A 19,355-nucleotide genomic window follows, 5' to 3' on the forward strand; every position below is an offset into this window, starting at 1 on the left:
CGGGCTTGAGCACGTAGGGGAATTATCTTCAATTGAACAGTATTGTGCTTTGCCGCGGAGCGGCTTCGTTCAACAAGGCCAGCCAAGGGCGACGCTAAAAGACAGCGCGCTTACTGGCTGCGTTAGGCTAGCCAATCCGCCAGCCCATGAGGTTCGTTGAATAATAATGCAAATAATTAACGATACTGGTTGGTAAAGAGATTCGGCCCTCGATGGACTAAGAGGTATAGCGATCCTGGGAGTGATACTGTTCCACAGCTCCATCCTCGGGCCAAATCAAACTGAGTCTCCGATTTCCAAGCTGTTGTTGGTGTTACTTGATTTCGGCTGGGCGGGTGTAGATCTTTTCTTCGTTTTGTCCGGATATTTGATTACACGTATTATCTTGACTGCGCGCACCAAAACAGGTTGGTTGATATCATTCCCCTTTTCTATAGCGGCCACCTATGGACGCTAGCAGTCGAATGGCAGTTTTATATGATCTGGCCAATCTTCGCCGGCTGGCTTTCTCACAAGGCACTTACCATATGTTGCCTCCTTGCCATAGTGGTGGCCCTCGCTGTTCGTTTGATTCTTTCAGGATCTGAGCCCCATATCTCCGTCATTTATACGCTTACGTTTGCTCGGATGGATAGCCTGGCGATTGGCGCGCTGGTCGCTTTGGCTTTGCAGTCGCGCATTGATAAAAGAACGCTCAGTAAGCTGTCTGATCTTCTGGTTCTCAGCGGCATCGGCTTCTTCTTGGTCACATTGTTCTTCAATGGCCGCGTCTCGTACCACGCTGCAATAATGTATACACGCCCAGTTGATATATGTACCCGCCGTTTTCATGTTGACGTTCTTGATTGCGACTATATCTTGGAGAATGATAGAAGAACCAGCGTTATCGTTCGCTCGGAATCGAGCGCTCCTTCAGCCCAGTCACCGCTAAGTCGCACACGCCATGAATCGCAAGTATTGCCAACCCATGCTCAACAATCTAATGTTGTCCGACACAGCACGAATCGACCTTGATAAAAGGCCTCGGAGCCTATGCTGTGCGGCAATCGGGGAGTTATGCATAATTTATGAATCAGCTTCGTCTCACGCAAAAAGTTCAAAAGGCCGCAGGAGTAAGGGCATCTGAGCTATCGGATATTGACGACAATCAGTCTGGATTGGGAAGCTGGACGGTAAACTTGTTCAATCAAAACAGAAGAAAGGTTCTTGTTTTCGTGAACGATCATACGTTGTACTCTTTTATTCTTTTCGGAGTAAGGGCAGAACACTATAAAGAGCTGCCGAAGGCGTTCCGTCGGGGACTAAATCAACTGCTGGTCACGGACGGTTTTAGCCCGAGGGAAATCGAATATCTGATGAGCGGGCTTGAGAATATCACATACTCAAAGACCAGCAGCAAGAAGGTGCTTGGCAATATGAACGACCTTGTCTGGCACTATCAGATCTTGATTTCCGAGAACGGCGGCTTGGAACATGCAGATGTTGGCGCGATAATTAACCAGTTGAACCGTATGCCGCAGAAGAATATTGGGTGGAAGTATTCTATAGAGGCTGTAACTAACGTTGCACAACATTCGTAACAATCGCAGGCAAACCGTGGACTTTTCCGTTCCGCCTTTGGCTACACTGCAAAGCAGCGGTTGCTGCGAGCCATAAGCTTATGCGTGTACGGATGCTTTGCCAGGACGACGTCGAGTCGTTGTTGGTGTTTGAGGAATCCAACAGATTATGGTTCGAAGAACATATCGGAGCGAGGCCGAGGGGTTTCTATTCTCGCTGCAGCGTAGCGCGTCATGTCGACGAACTGCTTAGAGCCGCCGATGCAAACGCAGCGTTCCCGGGGATTATAGAGGAGAACGGGAAAATCCTAGGGCGCGTTAATCTCACGAAGATTGATGATTTAACGAAAGCCAGATTAGGCTACCGTGTGGCAAAGAATAGTGCTGGAAGAGGCGTCGCAACCTTCGGGGTGATGCATGCGCTAAAGCGAGCGCAGGCGTTGAACGTCAGATCGGTGGTAGCGTTTGTTTCCTTGGAGAATAGGCCTTCTCAACAGGTGTTACTTAAGAACGGATTCGAGCCCACCACCGAACACGCTAATCATGCCATGGTCGCAGGCCGTCTCGTGACATGTGTCGAGTATGAGCGGACTTTGGTTTAATAACCGCAAGCAGCGGATGAAACGAGTGCGGCCTAGAACCATGTGCGCCGACCGGCGCCAACCTACTCCCTCGCCAACACCTGCCGCGTGCGGGCTGCAACGTCCTCCCGCATCCAGCCGCCCACTTCCACCTCCAACTCGTCGATTAGACCGCTGAACGCAAACGGCGGTCGGTAATCCTCGGTAACCGGCGCGCCGGAGTCGCGACCGCAGCTCAGCCCTTCGCTCAGACTGAACGACAGGGGCACAGTTACCGGGATCTCCCGTTCGGCCACCAGCTTGTCGGCAATGTAGAGCTTGCCTGTGCCGGGGCTGCCCTTGCCCTGGGCTATGTCGGGTTCGGCGGACGGCTGAAAATCGTATGACAGTTTGACAGTGCCCTCGGGCACCGGCTCGGTGGACTCCAGATGAATCTCCTGGGCGCCCACATAGTTATGGACGTAGTGGAGCTTGCGGTCCTTGATGTACAGGGAGTAGCCGCCAGTGTTACCACCATGGGACAGCAGAACCCCCTCGGCCCCGCCGGAGGGAATTGCCACCCGGGCGGTGATCCGGTGGGGGCGGTTGAGTACATTGACGGCCACCTCGGAGGGCACCTGGCCGGTGCCCTGGTAGTAGACGTAGTGCTCGGTAGGGGCCGCATGTGTTGGCCGCTCGGCCGTCATGCGCTCCACTACCCGGTTGTCCAGGGGCAGAACCTGGTACTTGCCTGCTTCCACATACCAGATCGCGATCATCTCGATCAGTTTGTCGCGGTGGCTCTCGGCCAGGTTCCTGGTCTCGGTGGGGTCCTCGGCCACGTGGTAGAGCTCCCAGCTCTCGGCGTCCAGCCGGCGCAGGGTCTCTTCGGTGATAGTCAGGCCCTCCGGCGGTGCCTCGCTATAAGACGGTGCGGGTACCGGGCAGACTGCCTTCCAGCCGTTGTGGTAGATGGACCGGTGCCCCAGGGTTTCGAAGTACTGGGTTCTACGCCGGGACTCAGCGCCCTCTGCGTCAAAACTGTTGGTGAAACTTAGGCCCTCGATGGGCGCCTGGGTAACCCCGTGGAGTTTTTGTGGTGGCTGAATGTCGAGGGCGTCCAGCACCGTCGGCATGAGGTCGATGGCGTGGACATACTGATGGCGTACTTCGCCCCGGGACTTGAATCCGGCGGGCCAGTGCACGATCAAAGGGTCCGACGTCCCGCCCTGATAGGTCTCCCGCTTCCAGCGGCGGAAGGGTGTGTCCCCGGCGAAGGCCCAACCCCGCGGGTAGTGGTTGAAGTGCTTGGGGCTGCCCAGTTCGTCCATCACCTTGAGGTTTTCTTCGAGCGAGTCGGGCACGTTGTTGAAGAACTTGTTCTCATTCGTGGAGCCGCTCACCCCGCCCTCGGCACTGGCGCCGTTGTCGGAGACCAGCATCACCAGGGTATTGTCCAACTCGCCCCGCTCTTGCAGGTGGTCCAGCACGCGGCCGATGTGGTGGTCGGTGTGTTCGAGAAATCCTGCGTACACCTCCATCATGCGGGCGTACAGGCGCCGCTCCTCGGGCGACAGTGCGTTCCAGTCCTGCACGTCGGGGTCGTGGCGGGACAGTTGCGCATCGGCCGGAAACAGCCCCAGTTCCTTCTGGCGCTGGAAAGTTGTCTCCCGGTAAATGCCCCACCCCTCGTCAAACTGTCCCCGATAGCGGTCGGCCCATTGTTTTGGTACGTGATGGGGGGCGTGCATGGCGCCGGTTGCGAAGTAGAGGAAGAAGGGTTTGTCCGGCGCCGCCTGCCTGGCTTCGTCCACAAATTGGATGGCGCGGTCCGCCATGTCCTCGGTGAGGTGGTAGCCCTGTTCGGGTGTGCGCGGCGGGTCCACCTGATGGTTGTCGTGAACGAGATCCGGGTAGTACTGGTGGGTGTCGCCACGGAGGAAGCCATAATACCGCTCAAAGCCCCGGCCCAGCGGCCACCGATCATAGGGGCCGGCGGCGCTGCACTGCTCGAAGGATGTGAGGTGCCACTTGCCCAGGGCGTAGGTGTTGTAGCCGTGCATGCGCAGGATTTCGGACAGGAAGCCGTTCTCGAAGGGAATAATGCCGTTGGAGCCGGGGAACCCGGTGGACATATCGATCACGGCGGCAACGCCATTGGAGTGGTGGTTGCGCCCGGTCAGCAAACAGCTGCGGGTGGGCGAACACAGGGCCGGAGTGTGGTAGTTGCTGTACCTGAGCCCCTGTTCGGCCAGGCGGTCCATGTTGGGCGTGCGAATGGGGGAACCGTAGCAACCCAGCTGGCCGTAGCCCATGTCATCGAGGACGATGAACAGAACGTTGGGCGCCCCCTCCCTCGCCCGTCGCAGTGCCGGCCACGCCGGCTCAGACTGCTCGGGGGTACGCCCGATGATGCCTGGAAAGGGCTCGCCCGGGTGATATTCCTTTACGTCCATGTGGTCCTCCTGATGCTGGTGGTCGGCACTGACAATGACGCTCTTTAGCCAGTGCACGTGATTACTCCCTGTCCGGGCGCCGCCCGACTGATGTGTTCTCATTGCCGGCTGGTTCGGCGGGGGTCCGGCTCAAAAGCCAGGCCACCGGAAACAAAATGGCGAAGCCAACCAGAGAGCTGACGACGACCATGGTGACGGTGTTCGGGTGGCCGACAGCCTGGGTCGCCACCACCGTAGCGGCGGCAATGTTGCGCTGGGAGGTGCCCAGCCCCAGCACCTCACGCCCCCGCACGGTGGGCCCGCCCAGCAAAAAGCCAATTACAAAAGCCCCGCCGATCACAATCACGATCGCCACAATGGCGCTGGTTCTGAACACTGCCAGAATGCCCGACAGGTTGGCCGCTACCGTGGCGACAATCAACACGACCAGAGCCAGAGTGGAGACCATGGCCAGCAGCGCCTGCGCGCGCAGTGCCCAGGCTTCAGCGTACACGCGTAGCAGCAAGCCCAGCGCCAGAGGCACCAGCATGGTCAGCAGCAATGGACGAGCTATCGCAATGGCGCTCACGTCCGCCGCGGGGAGCGCGAGTGGAACAACGATTGGCATGTAGACGATGGTTACCGGCAACAGCACCAGCAGCAGCGTGGTGCTCAGGGCCAGGTCGGTCGCGGCTACGGCAGCCAGCTTGATCAGAAAAGGTGCCCCCGCGGCAGTCGCGACCAGAAACAAACCGATGGCGATCGGTTGGGAGACATCGAGCAGACGCAACACAACGACCGCCAGCAGTGGCACCAATACAAAATTGGCGACGATGGCCCGCAGCAAAGCGCTGAGGTTGCGCAGGGGTTGCAGGACATCCGCCAGCCGGTTGCCCGCGCCCGCCGCAATCATGCTGCTCACCGCAAACACCACAACCGATGCATTCAGGAGCGCCGGGAAAAAGTCGTTCATAGCGACTCCGGCACGACCGCCCGGCGCACACACCGAAAGCCGACGTGGCAGGTGCTGGTATCGATGGGCTCCGGGTAGCGCGCCGCTGGCCGGTAGCGTCGGCAGTAATTGGGAGCGCACAAGTGCGAGCCGCCCTTGAGGACCTTGCGGGGAATACCGGGCTCGGCCGGATGGCAGCTTGCCACCGACTCTCCACCGCGGGGGTTGCGCGGGATACAGCAGGCCTTGGGGGCTTCGCCAGGATGCCGGGGCCGGTACCAGTCGGCAGTCCATTCCCACACGTTGCCGATCATGTCGCTGAGCCCATACCCGTTCGGCGGAAAGGCGCCGGTCGGGGACGTGCCCTCGTACCCATCCTCCAAAAGATTCTCCCAGGGGAAGCGGCCCTGCCAGGTGTTGGCCATCGCTCTCCCGCCGGGCGAAAGGGCGTCGCCCCAAGCGTACTCGGCATCCGTGAGTCCGCCCCGTGCCGCCCATTCCCATTCGGCCTCAGTCGGCAGCGCCTTGCCCGCCCAGTCCGCATAGGCCTCGGCGTCCGCGTAAGTAACGTGCACAACCGGGTGTTCATCCAGGTCGGCAAGGTTGCTCTCGGGTCCATAGGGATGGCGCCAGTTCGCGCCGGGAACGTAGCGCCACCAGTTGCGGACATCCCGCAGGTCTACCGGGCCCGGCGGCTTGAAAAACACCAGGGAACCGGGCCGCAACAGCTCAACCGGCGCGCCGGGGTAATCCTCCGGGCGCGGCGGCAGTTCAGCAAAAGTTGTGTGGCCAGTGGCCTCCACAAAGTCCCGGAACTGAGCGTTGGTGACCGGCGCGCGGTCCATCCAGAAACCGTCCACCTGAACGTGATGGGCTGGCGCCTCCTCCGGGTAATGGCGGTCGGAACCCATGCGAAAAACCCCGCCCGGGATCCGGACCATATCCGAGTGCAAAGGCGAAACGCAGCCGATCGTTGAGCCAAGCAGTTCCATGATCCCGCCCCCTGACTATGGGACCGATAGGGAGCACGATTGGGGCCAAAGATGGCTCTTCGACACACAAACAAGTTCCATCCCAGCTACGGACGTTGACTTGAGCGTGGATGTGTAACATGTAAGTATGCAGCGTGAGGTGAAGCGGCAGGCTCATCAAACTCGGCCCGGGATTACTCCTATGGACAGACCCATAACCAATAACAACTGTTCTGATTTTTTGGGTATCGATGCGCACACGTTCCTGGAACTGGAGATTTTTGAATCCGAGGAAGGGAAAAGCGTTTTTGAGTTTTGCAATCTAACGCGAACCAAAGGCGGCGAGGCGGTACTTGAAAAGCGTATGCGCCATCCATGGGCCAAGGCTTGCCAGATTCGTGATACCCAATGTTCCGTAGCCTACATCATTGAGAACAGGACGCTGTTTGACATAGTGCATGAACCTGGCTTGAGGTATGTGACTGGCACCATCGATACCTACATGCACGCGGCCGTTCCGGTTATCGCTGCGACGAATGTTTTTGAGTTTACGTTCCAGGCAGCATCCCTTTATGTGAACGACACCAACCACTTCTACACCATAACGAGGGGTGTACATCTAACGCAAAGGCTGATCAACACGCTCTGCTGCTTTCTGGATCAGCCTGGTTTGGCATCGCCGAAGGGCGAGCTGGCGCCTTTGCTGGAAGAGGCAAAAGCCTTACTCTTCGCTGGAAGGTTATCTGAAGTCGGTGATGAATTTCCGGGCAGGAGTCAGCGGAATTTCTGGCAGGTGTTGCGCCTGGACCAGTTGTTTCGTGTGACCGAAGCGCATCGGATTTCCCGGCTATTGTGTCTTGTCTATGAGGTAGACGCTCTCATAGCAATGGCGGACTGTACCCAAAAGCACGATTTCATCCTTCCAACCGTGAAAGAAGGTGAGATGGAGGTTAATGCCGAGGGCCTGGTGCACCCTTACGTGCCGGATGCGGTGGCTAATCCCGTCAACCTCAATCAACAATATCGAGGTGTGTTTTTGACCGGGCCGAACATGGCCGGTAAGACTACCTATCTACGCGCTTTCGCGACGACCCTTTATCTGGCTCACTTGGGGATGGGTGTGCCAGCGACTCGCTACTGTTTTGTACCCGTACAGCAACTCATTAGTTCAATATCCCTATCCGATAACCTGCACCGTGGCGTAAGTTATTTTCGTGCCGAAGCATTGCGGGTCAAGGATGTAGTAGAAGCGGTCATAGCCGGTTATCGAGTTGTCACAATAATGGATGAGCCGTTCAAGGGGACGAACGTCAAGGATACGCTCGAAGCCTCGTTGGGTATCCTGAGCCGATTCTCGGCAATGAGTAACCTGTTGTTCATGTTTTCCTCACATCAGATAGAGTTGGCGGAGCAACTGCAAGGCCCAATCGACTTTCGGTGTTTTGCCGCCATAGAATCGGAGGAGCGTTTGCGCTTCGACTACCGACTGCGCCCTGGGGTGACTACCCAGCGGATCGGCATGCGTGTTTTGAGGGAAGAAGGGGTTTTTGATCTGCTCGACCAGTAACAAGCAGAGTTTGGACCGATAGGCGGGCAGGAGTGGGTGGGTCCTCGATCAGCGATTCCCACACCCACGCTCTACGGGCTCAAGTGCCTTTTATCGCTTGCCCTCTCGCTCTTCCTGGCGGGCGCCAGCGAGAATACCGGGCAGCGAGTAGTTGCCTTCGTGACAGGCGTACTCGTATATCGGCTTGTCTACGGTGTACATGGGCATTTCGCCGGTCCAGGACTCGGTGTACGCCTCATCGTCTTCGACAGTGAACTGGTACAAGATGCTGTTGGGCCCCGTTCGTGTAAAGCGCTCGGTCACGGTGGCGGCGGGCGGAATGTAGATCGCATAGTCGGACCGGGACGCACGGATCTCCTGAGTGGGATGGATATTCACGGTTTCCACCACCAGAGTATCGCCCTCCCAGTGGCCGACGGAATCTCCCAACCAGGGGTGGAGTTCCGGCGCTCGGTGTTCGCTGTTCAAACGTATGATGCGGGCGTCGTGGTCCATCTCCACCAGGATCATGACGTGATCGGGCGTTTGCACAATCTGGTAGTGGTTGTTGTAAAGCACGGGGAGCATCGGCGGTCCACCGGTGGAGCCGAAGCCCACGAGGCAGCGTTCGCCGAGGCCACGCGTTTCCGGTCCGTCATAGCCGATCTCGCTGGTGCGCCGCCCAAAAGTCTCCCTGAGGTGTTTGCGAGCGTCATCGGTATACGGTATCCGGCCATTTTTCGGCGACGAGATGATGGACGTGCGATACTCACCGTCGACCTGGACAATTCGGGTACCCGGATCCATCCAGAACGCGTTGTATCCACCCACCCCAGCCCCGGCAGCCGGCGGCGGGGCGTCGGGGTCCGTGGGCCGTGAGTCGAATTCCTTCAAGCGCGCAAAGGGACTGTTTTCCTCCATCTTTTTCCCCATCTCCGGCGTCAGAACCAATTGATCACCATACCGCTCCGGGCGTTCAAGCGGGGTCATCGTAGCGTTGGTCCAAGTCCCCTGAAGATCGGGGTGGCCGAAGGCGGTCTTGGGCACCTGCCATTCCCCGTCAGCAGCGAAAGAAGCCACTGGCAGCAGCCCCAGACAGAGAATGATGCCGAAACCGAAACGTCGACTTGCAACCGCCTTCGCGACGCTGCGGATTGCGGAGTTTCTGGGGTGGTAATCGATGGACGAGCGATTGATGGGCATCATTGCCTCCGGAGAACTGAATGGTCGCCGGAGGCTAAAACACGCCGTCACACTGCACAAGGTTTCCCTTGGTTAAGTTTTGTTGCCTGGTATCCATAGACGTTTGCAAGCCTCTCAGGGGAAGGCAGGATGGATATACAATTCGCACCTGGAGCCTTCTGACATCAACTTGCGATGCCAACCGCCCCTCAGTATCCAGCCAAAGAGGCCGATCGCCATGAGGGGTCTGCGCTGATAAACAGGGCGCCATTCATAGCGACGGCTGCCTGAACCTCAGAAAAAAGGACCAAGTCATGAGACGAACATGGACAATTATTGGCGTTACCGATGTGGCTCGCAGCTTTGACTGGTATCAGTCACTATTAGGCTTGCCGCGTACGAAGCCCAGCCACTAATATTTCGGTCACGCAATGGGCACAGCCTTGGGCATTGCACCAATACTTGAACTGCCAACTTCAGGAGAAGCAAAAAAACATGGAGAAAGTTGTCACTGGCTTGCTGGTGCTCGTAGGCATCATTCATCTCTTGCCCGTTTCCGGCGTTCTGGGCGTGGAGCGTCTTGCCGCCTTGTATGGTGTTTCGCTGGGCGAGGCCAATATTGAAATCCTGATGCGCCACCGGGCCGTGCTGTTTGGTTTGCTTGGCCTGTTTCTGGTCTACGCGGCTTTTCAACCATCCCTGCAGCCCCTGGCAATCATTGCAGGCTTTGTGAGCGTTGTGTCCTTCATCGCTATTGCATGGTCAGTTGGTGGGTACAATGAGTCCGTTCTCAAGGTCGTCTTTGCAGACGTCATCGCCATCGTCGCGCTCATTGCAGCAGGGGCCATCTATGCCATCGGTCGCTACCAAAGTTAAACAGTCAGTTTAGTTCGTTTCGGTAAGGCCCCATATTGTCTGCTCGCCAACTAGAAAGGATCACTGATGCCAAGTACGAATTACACGATTGCTCAATGCGCCTGTGGAGACGTTCAGATTGAGCTGGCCGGTGAGCCCATCCTGGGAGCTGCCTGTTACTGTGATGACTGCCAGGAAGGCGCGCGCCAGCTTGAATCCCTGCCGAGCGCCTCTCCGATCATGAGTGCAGATGGTGGAACCGATGTACTTCTTTTCCGAAAAGATCGCATGCAATGCTCAAAGGGGAGTGACCTCCTCCGCGACTATCGGATCAAGGACGATTCCCCCACGCGAAGAGTCGTCGCAACATGCTGTAATTCTGCCATGTTTCTCGATTTCAAGAAGGGGCACTGGGTCTCCGTCTACCGGACCAGATTCGATGATGACGCGCCACCAATAGAGCTTCGCATTCAAACCCGGTACAGGTCGAACAAAGACCCTGTTGCAACTAAGCTGCCTGAATACAAGTCGTACCCCTTGCGCTTTATTTCAAAGCTCATGGCGGCAAGAATCGGTATGCTGATTGGCCGATGATTTCTGAGGTAGCGCATGTCGCTGCCAGCGTAAAGCGTAACAACGGGGCGCGAACCAGCGGCTTTCGGTAGGGGCATTGTTAAGTTTCGGAAGCCTTCAGGCGTTCACCCGCTGCTTGGCGGGAGCGTGGGGAGCTTGTAAACTCAATGCCCTCGCTCGACCGGTCCCTGGTTTCAGGGAGACAGCTTTGTTCGGGCAGGACACCAAAATGATAATAAAGCAAGGATATACAATGAGAATAAGATTTTCAGTTTTACTACTTCTGCTCACCGCGCTCGCAACAGGATGCTCGATCAACCACCCGGTCGCCCAGGATTATGACCAACATCTGGAGAAGTACGGCGCTGAGACCACTCTTCCCAGGGCGGAGATGGAAGCAGGCTATTCGATTGGCGCTGACACAATGGAGCACAGCTATCAGTTCCGAGCCGCCACGGTTGGGTATGCTCACGTGTGGATTGTTGAGTTTGGGAAGATACTCGATAAAACGGTTAACGCCGACTATGTCCAATCCGCATTCGGGAAACTCGAAAAAGGTGATGGAGAGAGTGGAAATTTGATCGAGTTCGAGCTGGAAGATTTCGAGTTCAAGAACTACAGGGCATTTACTACCTTGAACATCAAGGTCAAGAATTCAGGCACGGAAGTGTTCAACAAAACCTATCAGTCCGAAGGTCGATCTCAAGGCGGTCAGATGTGGGCTGCCGGTCCGTTCGGTATGAAGAATGCCACCTTGAAATCCACGAAACAGTCGATCGATGTCATTCTCGAGAATTTCATTAACGATGTCAGTTCAAATCGCCTGACATCAAAGTAGGTTCTGACAAGATCACCAAGTCCGAACCGGGCGCACTGCGGTTTGCAGTGCGCCGCTGATCTCATCGGCACGGGCGTCCGCCAGTGCCAAACGGCCGCTACACCAAGGGGCGCATACCATAAGCGCCGATGCCGCTCCTATGCAGCGCCCCCTCAGGGCCGCTAGCCATCGATCCTCTCAGCACACACTCCACCACATACCCGTCCCCGGCGCGAAGGTTGCTACACCTCAGGCATGCACAGGCTGACCGGGGAGGCTTCCAGCGTCGGATGCAGGGTCTGGAGGAATACAAGCGCAAGCGCAACTTTGCTAAAACGCCCGAGCCCGCAGGGCAGCTTCCGCCGATTGATACCGAAGGTCAGCCGGGCGGACGATTTGTTATTCACAAGCATGCGGCCCGAAACCTCCACTACGACCTGCGCCTGGAACAAGGCGGTGTGTTCAAGAGCTGGGCGGTGCCCAAAGGTCCGAGCCTGGAGCCGGGTGAGAAGCGGCTGGCCGTAAAGGTGGAGGACCACCCGCTGGAGTACGGGGATTTCGAGGGGGTGATTCCCCGGAGCCAGTACGGCGGGGGTACGGTCATGCTCTGGGACCGGGGCCAATGGGCGGCGCTCCCGCAGTCGAAGAGCAAAAAGCGCAGGAAGTCCGAAGACCGCATCGACTTTGTTCTGGACGGGGAAAAGCTGCGCGGCGCCTGGACGCTGGTGCGCAGCTCCGGCCGCTCGAGGGACGGGGACAACTGGCTGCTGATCAAACGCCACGACAATGCCCAGGGGCAGTCGCAGCTTACGGATCTGAGCGTTGCCACTGGTCGAAGCATGGAGCAGATCGCCAGAGACAAGGACCGGACCTGGACGCAGGGCGGTGAAGCCAGCGAAGCGCAGAGAGTCGCCCCGGATCCAGCGGAAATCAAGAACAGCAAGAAAGAAGCGCTCCCGCGCAAACCGGACGCCGCTCTTGCCACTCTGGCGGCTCAGGCGCCGGACGGGGACCAGTGGCTGCATGAGATCAAGTTCGACGGATACCGGATTCTCAGCCGAATTGAGAGCGGCAAAATCAAACTCATCAGCCGCAACCACAAAGACTGGACGCGACGTTTTCCCGAACTTGCCAAGCTGCTGTCGAAGCTCGCTTGCGACGCAGCCGTATTGGACGGCGAGGTGGTGGCCCTCGGCGCGGATGGGGTGTCCAGTTTTCACAGCTTGCAGGAAGCACTTGCCAGCGAAACCACCCACGCTCTGATATACCAGGCTTTTGACCTGCTGCACCTGAATGGATATTCCCTCCGCTCCGCCCCGCTGCAAGAACGCAAGCAAGCGCTGGAAGCGCTGTTGACCGCCTCCGGCTTTACCGGGAGCGCCAATGTGCGCTTTAGCGCCCACATCCAGGGACAGGGCCCCGCATTTCTGGAGCAGGCCTGTCGCCTGGGTCTGGAGGGCATCATCAGCAAAAAAGCCGGCAGCCAATACAGAGCCGGGCGCAGCCGCAACTGGCTGAAGGTAAAATGCAGTGCCCGGGAGGAGTTGCTGATCTGCGGTTACACCGAACCGGGTGGCTCGCGCAGCGGGTTCGGAGCTTTGTTGCTCGCCGGCTGGAAGAATAAAAAGCTGGTGTACGCGGGCAAGGTGGGCACGGGTTTCAGCCAGCGGGATCTTCGCGACCTCCATTCGCGCTTGAAAAAACTGGAGATCACAGAGAGCCTGCTGACCAACCCGCCAAATGAAAAAGGGATTCACTGGGTCACGCCGGAGCTGGTCGCGGAGATTGAATTTACCGAGTGGACCCGCGACGGTGTGTTGCGTCATCCGTCCTTTCAGGGCCTGCGGGAGGACAAAAACCCGCGGGAGATTCAATTGCCCGACCCTTCCGAGGCCAACGCGTTGGCTGGCTCAGCCGTTTCCCAGGCCGCAAAAACCTCCCGGGGTACGCACACCACACCGAAGCCACGCAGGCGCGCCAACGAGGCGGAAGTCGCCGGGGTGCGGCTGACCAATCCGGACCGGGTGCTCTACCCGGAAGAAGGCATTACCAAGCTGGATCTGGCGGAATACTACGTTTCGATCGAACAGTGGCTGCTGCCACACCTTGCCCACCGCCCCCTGTCACTGGTGCGTTGCCCCTCCGGATACACGGAGGAATGTTTTTTTCAGAAGCACCCCCGGCAAACGATCTCCCGGAACGTGCCCCGGGTCATGATCGATGAAAAGAAAAAGCCCTCACCGTATCTGTACGTGAAGACCATCGGCCACGTGATTGCCCTGGTGCAGATCGGCGCGCTCGAGTTGCACATATGGGGCAGCCGCGTGGAGGACGTGGAACGACCGGACAACCTGGTGTTCGACCTGGACCCGGCGCCCGACCTGCGCTATTCCGAGCTGTTGCGCGTCGCCCGCGATCTGCGCGACCGTCTTCACGACCTCGGGCTGGCGACCTTCCCTCGCACCACGGGCGGCAAGGGGCTGCATCTGGTGGTGCCCATTGTGCCGGATTACGGGTGGGATACGATCAAGGCATTCTGCCAGGGGGTGGCGAAACAACACGCGCGCGAAGACCGGCAGCGGGTTACCGCAGTCATGTCAAAGGCTCGGCGCCAGGGGCGGGTATTTCTCGACTACCTTCGCAATGGGCGCGGCGCAACGGCAATAGCCTCCTACTCCACGCGGGCCCGGCCGGGTGCGACGGTGGCCGTGCCCATCACCTGGGACGAACTGAGCCCCGCCCTGCGTCCGGACCGGTACAGCGTCAGCAACCTGCGCCGCCGCCTGGCTGTGCTCAAGGATGACCCCTGGAAGGACTTTGAACGCGCCCGGCAACCGCTGACGGCATCAATGTTGAATGCAGTGGGCGTGGAGCTGAAGTAGGAGGTTATCCCAATGGCCGCTCGCGCCATGTGGAAGGCGGTGCTGCACGTGGGGGATGCTCGCATTCCCGTGAAACTGTATTCGGCGCTACAGGACCGGAGCGTGCACTTTCGGTTGCTGCACGCCCGGGACCACGCGCCGGTGCGGCAGCACATGGTCAACCCGGAAACAGACGAGATTGTGCCCTACGACAATGTGCGCCGGGGCTATGTAACGCCGGAAGGGGACCTGGTCATGCTGAGCCAGGACGAGCTGGACCAATTGGAGCCGGACGCTTCGCGGGATATTGAGGTGTTGCACTTCTTCCCCGGCAGCGCCATCGACCACCGCTGGTACCGCCGGCCCTACTATCTGGGGCCAGACGGCTCCGTGGGTAAATACGCCGCACTGGTGCGCGCGCTGGAAGACAGCGGGCGTGAAGGTCTCGCCCGCTGGACCATGCGCAAAAAGGCCTACGTCGGCGCGCTGCGGTTGCACCAGGGTTACCCGATGCTGATGGCCCTGCGCAGCGCGGAGGAAGTGATCTCGCTCGAGTCCATCGAAACGCCATCCGGCGCCGAGCTGGACGACAGGGAATTGAATATGGCGCAACAGCTCATCGACATGCTCGCCGCCGACTTCACCCCGGAAGAATATACGGACGAGTACCGCGAGCGCGTGGTGGAGCTGATTCAGACCAAGGCCAGTGGCGGCAAAGTGGCCACCTTCCGCCCGCGCCGCAAGCCGGCGCCATCGGAGGATTTGAGCAAGGCCCTGCAAGCAAGCCTGGACATGGAGAAGAAGCGTGCCTGAGGACTACGACTACGAAGAGGAGAACGGCGGTGCCCGCTCTTTCTGGTCGGGCACCATTGCCTTTGGTCTGGTGAGTCTGCCGGTCAGCCTGTACACCGCCAACCGCCCGCGGCGAGTGTCCCTGCGCATGCTGGACGAGGACGGTACGCCGCTGCAGCGACGGTATTTCTGCTCCAGGGATGAACAGGAATTGAGCCGCGACGATCTGGTGCGGGGCTTCGAGATCGAAAAGGAACATTACATCGAGGTGGACGACGACGAGTTGGAAGCCCTTGCGCCGGAAAAATCCCGGGAGATCGATCTGCGTCGTTTTGTGCCCCTGAGCGATATCGATCCCATGTATTTCGAACGCGCTTACTTCCTGGTGCCTGACGAGGGCGCGAGCAAGGCTTACCGCCTGTTGGCCAAAACCATGGAGACCACGGGGCGCGCCGGCATTGCGACCTTTGTGATGCGGGGCAAGGAGTACCTCATTGCCATCATTTCCGAGGGGGGCATTCTGCGCGCGGAGACCCTGCGCTTTCACGATGAGCTCCGCACTCCCGCGGACGTGGGCCTGCCCGAGCTGGATAAGGCCGCGAAGGACGACGTCCGGCAGATCCGGAAGTCGATCGATAAACTCGCGAGTAATCAGTTGGAACGGCGCGAACTCACGGACGACTACAGCGCGCAACTGCTGTCCCTGGTGGAACGGAAGCTTCAGTCGGATCAGGATGTAGTGCACGCGCCGGAGATTGCGGAAGAGGAAGAGACCGGAGCTGAAGTCATCGATCTTATGGAGGTGCTCAAGCAAAGTCTCGCCGCCAGTACGCCGGAGCCGGCAGAGAGCACAGCCCCGGAAAAAAGCAGAACCAGGCCACGGGCCCGAAAAAAAACGGAGCCCTCCAAACCGAAACGCGCGGCGGCGGCCAAGCACACCCCCACCAAACGCAGCCGCGAACCGGCCATCGACCCGGACACGAGCAAGGCCGAGCTGTACGAACTGGCCAGGGAGCTGGACATTCAGGGCCGAAGTCAGATGTCCAAACAGGATTTGCTACGGGCCATTGAACAGGCCCGGTGAAGCCTCGGCCCAAGCACCGAGTGCATACCAGGACCCGCGTGCATACCAGGACCCGCGTGCACATCCAGACCCGTATGCAGATCAGGTCGAGCCGACAGCGAGCGCACAGAGGAATGGAAACTGCACGCGCGCAATACAAGTAGCAGACTGGGCGCGGCAGCGAGCCCAGCACAAAGACAAGGAGGCAAGCATGCTTAACATCGCCATTATTCTCGGCTCCACCCGCCCCGGTCGCAATGGCGAGGCGGTGGCCAAATGGTTCCACGAACTGGCAGGCAAACGCGGCGATGCGCAGTTCGAGCTGGTCGACATCCGGGACTTCGACCTGCCCCTGCTGGACGAGCCCGTGCCGCCGTCCATGGGCCAGTACAGCCAGCCTCACACCAAGCGCTGGGCGGAAAAGATTAAAAGCTTCGACGGCTTTGTGATTGTCACTCCTGAGTACAACCACGGGATCTCCGGCGCGCTGAAAAATGCCCTGGACTTTATTTATGCCGAATGGAACAACAAGGCCGCGGGTTTTGTAAGTTACGGCAGCGCCGGTGGAGTTCGCGCGGTCGAGCAACTGCGCATGGTCATGGCGGAGCTGCAGGTTGCCACGGTGCGCAGTCAGGTCATGCTGTCCCTGTTTACCGACTTCGAGGACATGAGCAAATTCAAACCTGCGGACTACCACCAGAACGCGGCCGACACCATGCTGGATCAACTGGTGGCGTGGAGCGGAGCGTTGAAGTCGGTGAGGGAGGGGTAAGGCAACCGGGGCCCGCACAGGAAGGCACCCCGGTTGACACATCGGACCTCGAGGCATAATCTCCGCCTCCATGAGCAGACCGAGCACACGACCGGGCGGCCGATTGGCCCCGGATTACAGCGACCCCAGCTATTGGCGCGGCACCATCAAGATGTCGTTGTCCAAATTCTTTGTGCTCAGCGTCCTCCATCGCCAGCCCATGCATGGTTACGAAGTGGTGCAGGCGGTGGCAAAAACCACCAATGGCTGCTGCAGCCCGTCCGAGGGAACGGTTTACCCCATGCTCAACGAATTCGAGGCTGGCGGCTATCTGACGGCAGTAACCGAAACCGTACAGGGCCGCGCGCGCAAGGTGTACTCCCTGACCGACAAAGGGCGGCAGGCGTTCCAGGTTGCCGTGGGAGCCTGGTTGGAGGCCACTGATTGCATCCTCGCGAGCAGGGATCGCGCCGGGCAGACGGGCGGCGCCGCCGACTGTTGTTGAGATTTTTTTCGGCTTTATACCTCGCGGGCCGAGGCATTGGAGCCCGATGCTCTGATGCACCCAAACGAACATGTACCTGTTTTAATTGAAGGAGAATTCATGAGATTGCGTGACCTGCCTGACCCCGACAACCTGCCCGCTCTGGACGAGCAGTATCTGGCCCGTCGCCCCGCGGCAGCATTGCCGGACCCCTTGGGGCATCCGCCGCGTATTCTCCTGCTTTACGGTTCTCTGCGGGAACGCTCATATTCCCGGCTGGCGGTGGAAGAGGCAGCGCGTGTTCTGCGTTTTTTCGGAGCGGAAACACGGATCTTCGATCCCTCCGACCTGCCCTTGCCCGATCAGGTGCGGGGCGACGACCATCCGGCGGTGCAGGAGCTGCGGGAGCACGCGATGTGGTCGGAAGGCCAGGTGTGGTGCAGCCCCGAGCGGCATGGCCAGATTACCGGGGTAATGAAGGCACAGATCGACCACATACCCCTGAGTATCGGCAGCATTCGCCCAACCCAGGGCCGCACCCTGGCGGTCATGCAAGTGAGCGGCGGCTCCCAGTCCTTCAATGCAGTGAATTCCCTGCGCCTGCTGGGCCGGTGGATGCGCATGTTCACCATTCCCAACCAGTCCAGCGTGGCCAAAGCTTACAACGAATTTGATGAGCAGGGCCGCATGCTCCCGTCCCCCTATTACGGCCGCATTGTGGACGTGATGGAAGAGCTCTACCGGTTTACGGTACTGCTTCGACCGCACATACCGGCAATGACTGACCGCTACTCGGAGCGCAAGGAGGCAGGCCGCCTACCCGAAGAAGGGGCAAGGGCGATGGGCGGCGCGTTCCGCCCGGATGAGGTAACGAGCCTGTAGCCCGGCACGGGTCCGCCGGATTTGTACGCTGGTTACGACTGGACCTGCTGACCGACCGCGCTGGCCAAAAAATAGAACTCGAGACCAAGGCCCCGCCGGCCCCAATGGATTGAGGAATAACCTTTATGCCGCTGGATACATCCGCCATTGCCGTATTCGCCAGTGTGGTGAAGCACTCAAACTTCGCGCGCGCGGCAGAGGAACAGGGGCTGACCCCCTCGGGGGTCAGCCGGGTCATCTCCCGGCTGGAGGAGCGCCTGGGTGTGCGCCTGCTGCAGCGCTCGACGCGCCGCCTGTCGCTGACCGAAACAGGGGCGGTTTTCCACCAGCGGGCACTGCAGATACTGCGAGATCTGGACGAGGCGGAGGCGGAGGCCTCGGCGGCCAGTCTTCAGCCTCGGGGGCTGCTGCGGCTCAGTGTGCCAGTGGTGTTCGGCCGCCAGCACATCGTGCCCTTGCTACAGCCGCTACGGGAGCTTTATCCAGAGCTATCGGTGGAGCTGACGCTGAGCGATCACTTTGTCGATCTGATTGAAGAGGGCGTGGACATGGCAGTACGTATCGGTGCTTTGGCGGATTCACGCCTGATCGTGCGGCGCCTGTGCGCCAACCGCCGCCTGCTGGTGGCCAGCCCGGACTACCTGAAGCGCCGCGGCGTTCCGCAGACGGCGGCGGATCTAAACGACCACGATTGCCTGGTCTTTACCGCACTGGACAGACCGCACCAGTGGCGGCTGGTCGGCCCTGCGGGGCCAGTGACCGTTTCCGCCGGCGGGCCGCTGGTATGCAACAATGGCGAAGCGCTGACCGAGGCCGCGAAGAATGGACTCGGCATCGCCCTGGGTGCCACCTTTTCCGTGTCCGCTGCGCTAAAATCCGGTGAGCTGGTGCGGGTGCTGCCGGACCACGAATTCGAACCCACAGCCATCCATGTCATCTATCCCTCCACCCGGCAGCTATCTCGCAAGGTGCGCGCAACCGTAGATTTCCTGGTGTCGGCCTTCGATGGCGTGCCAGCCTGGGATGCGGAGCTGCCGGGAGCGGTGCCCGCTTTTACCGCAAAGGCCTGAAT

Annotated in this window: 18 protein-coding genes and 1 pseudogene; 14 read left to right on the forward strand and 5 right to left on the reverse strand. The window is 59.2% G+C overall.

The features are described 5' to 3' along the window. Positions 1-214: 214 nt before the first annotated feature. Positions 215-457: pseudogene (locus ACURWW_RS15770) on the forward strand (acyltransferase family protein); the annotation flags it as partial. A 119-nt stretch (positions 458-576) separates the two neighbouring features. Here ACURWW_RS15770 and ACURWW_RS15775 read toward each other — a convergent pair. Then, on the reverse strand, positions 577-831 hold the full coding sequence (locus ACURWW_RS15775) for a hypothetical protein (protein ID WP_445617923.1): 255 nt from the start codon (positions 829-831) through the stop codon (positions 577-579). Between the two features lie 236 nt (positions 832-1,067). Here ACURWW_RS15775 and ACURWW_RS15780 point away from each other — a divergent pair, with 236 nt between their 5' ends. Next, entirely contained in the window at positions 1,068-1,580 is a 513-nt protein-coding gene (locus ACURWW_RS15780; protein WP_445617922.1) for a DUF6933 domain-containing protein, read from the forward strand. 92 nt (positions 1,581-1,672) lie between these two features. Beyond that, positions 1,673-2,161: a GNAT family N-acetyltransferase gene (locus ACURWW_RS15785; protein ID WP_458618514.1), complete on the forward strand. Its 489-nt coding sequence runs from the start codon at positions 1,673-1,675 to the stop codon at positions 2,159-2,161. 62 nt (positions 2,162-2,223) lie between these two features. Here ACURWW_RS15785 and ACURWW_RS15790 read toward each other — a convergent pair whose 3' ends face one another. From ACURWW_RS15790 to ACURWW_RS15800, 3 genes are read right to left on the reverse strand one after another with little or no spacing between them, the layout of a single operon-like run. Next, positions 2,224-4,632 (reverse strand): arylsulfatase, encoded by a 2,409-nt coding sequence (locus ACURWW_RS15790; protein ID WP_445617920.1) that lies wholly within the window; start codon positions 4,630-4,632, stop codon positions 2,224-2,226. A 4-nt stretch (positions 4,633-4,636) separates the two neighbouring features. Further along, positions 4,637-5,527, reverse strand: coding sequence for a hypothetical protein (locus ACURWW_RS15795; RefSeq protein WP_445617919.1), 891 nt, complete (start codon positions 5,525-5,527; stop codon positions 4,637-4,639). Then, positions 5,524-6,498, reverse strand: a complete 975-nt coding sequence (locus tag ACURWW_RS15800; protein WP_445617918.1) for a formylglycine-generating enzyme family protein — start codon at positions 6,496-6,498, stop codon at positions 5,524-5,526. The genes ACURWW_RS15795 and ACURWW_RS15800 overlap by 4 nt, the downstream gene beginning before the upstream one ends. Before the next feature lie 181 nt (positions 6,499-6,679). Between ACURWW_RS15800 and ACURWW_RS15805 the strand changes: the two genes are divergently transcribed. Then, a complete protein-coding gene (locus ACURWW_RS15805) occupies positions 6,680-8,044 on the forward strand; it encodes a MutS-related protein (RefSeq protein WP_445617917.1) in 1,365 nt (454 codons plus the stop codon). 90 nt (positions 8,045-8,134) lie between these two features. On the opposite strand, the gene ACURWW_RS15810 is transcribed toward ACURWW_RS15805, so the two are convergent. Beyond that, positions 8,135-9,226 (reverse strand): hypothetical protein, encoded by a 1,092-nt coding sequence (locus tag ACURWW_RS15810; protein ID WP_458618513.1) that lies wholly within the window; start codon positions 9,224-9,226, stop codon positions 8,135-8,137. A gap of 474 nt (positions 9,227-9,700) precedes the next feature. Between ACURWW_RS15810 and ACURWW_RS15815 the strand changes: the two genes are divergently transcribed. The 10 genes from ACURWW_RS15815 to ACURWW_RS15860 all read left to right on the forward strand — a co-directional run bounded on the left by ACURWW_RS15815 (position 9,701) and on the right by ACURWW_RS15860 (position 19,353). After that, positions 9,701-10,081 carry a hypothetical protein gene (locus ACURWW_RS15815; RefSeq protein WP_445617915.1) on the forward strand — a complete coding sequence of 127 codons (381 nt, stop codon included), beginning with the start codon at positions 9,701-9,703 and terminating at the stop codon, positions 10,079-10,081. Positions 10,082-10,147: 66 nt separating this feature from the next. Then, complete coding sequence (locus tag ACURWW_RS15820) at positions 10,148-10,654, forward strand: GFA family protein (protein WP_445617914.1); 507 nt, start codon at positions 10,148-10,150, stop codon at positions 10,652-10,654. A gap of 232 nt (positions 10,655-10,886) precedes the next feature. Then, entirely contained in the window at positions 10,887-11,471 is a 585-nt protein-coding gene (locus ACURWW_RS15825; protein WP_445617913.1) for a hypothetical protein, read from the forward strand. Positions 11,472-11,740: 269 nt separating this feature from the next. Continuing rightward, positions 11,741-14,332, forward strand: coding sequence for a DNA ligase D (gene ligD / locus ACURWW_RS15830; protein ID WP_445617912.1), 2,592 nt, complete (start codon positions 11,741-11,743; stop codon positions 14,330-14,332). A gap of 12 nt (positions 14,333-14,344) precedes the next feature. Beyond that, complete coding sequence (gene ku / locus ACURWW_RS15835; RefSeq protein WP_445617911.1) at positions 14,345-15,124, forward strand: non-homologous end joining protein Ku; 780 nt, start codon at positions 14,345-14,347, stop codon at positions 15,122-15,124. Further along, entirely contained in the window at positions 15,117-16,187 is a 1,071-nt protein-coding gene (ku, locus tag ACURWW_RS15840) for a non-homologous end joining protein Ku (RefSeq protein WP_445617910.1), read from the forward strand. Before ku (ACURWW_RS15835) ends, ku (ACURWW_RS15840) begins: the two co-directional genes overlap by 8 nt. Before the next feature lie 190 nt (positions 16,188-16,377). Continuing rightward, on the forward strand, positions 16,378-16,938 hold the full coding sequence (locus ACURWW_RS15845; RefSeq protein ID WP_445617909.1) for an NADPH-dependent FMN reductase: 561 nt from the start codon (positions 16,378-16,380) through the stop codon (positions 16,936-16,938). A 70-nt stretch (positions 16,939-17,008) separates the two neighbouring features. After that, a complete protein-coding gene (locus ACURWW_RS15850) occupies positions 17,009-17,422 on the forward strand; it encodes a PadR family transcriptional regulator (RefSeq protein WP_445617908.1) in 414 nt (137 codons plus the stop codon). A 99-nt stretch (positions 17,423-17,521) separates the two neighbouring features. Then, complete coding sequence (gene arsH, locus ACURWW_RS15855; protein ID WP_445617907.1) at positions 17,522-18,283, forward strand: arsenical resistance protein ArsH; 762 nt, start codon at positions 17,522-17,524, stop codon at positions 18,281-18,283. Between the two features lie 125 nt (positions 18,284-18,408). Beyond that, a complete protein-coding gene (locus ACURWW_RS15860) occupies positions 18,409-19,353 on the forward strand; it encodes a LysR family transcriptional regulator (protein ID WP_445617906.1) in 945 nt (314 codons plus the stop codon). Positions 19,354-19,355: the final 2 nt, after the last annotated feature.

This window comes from Gilvimarinus sp. F26214L (assembly GCF_054401055.1).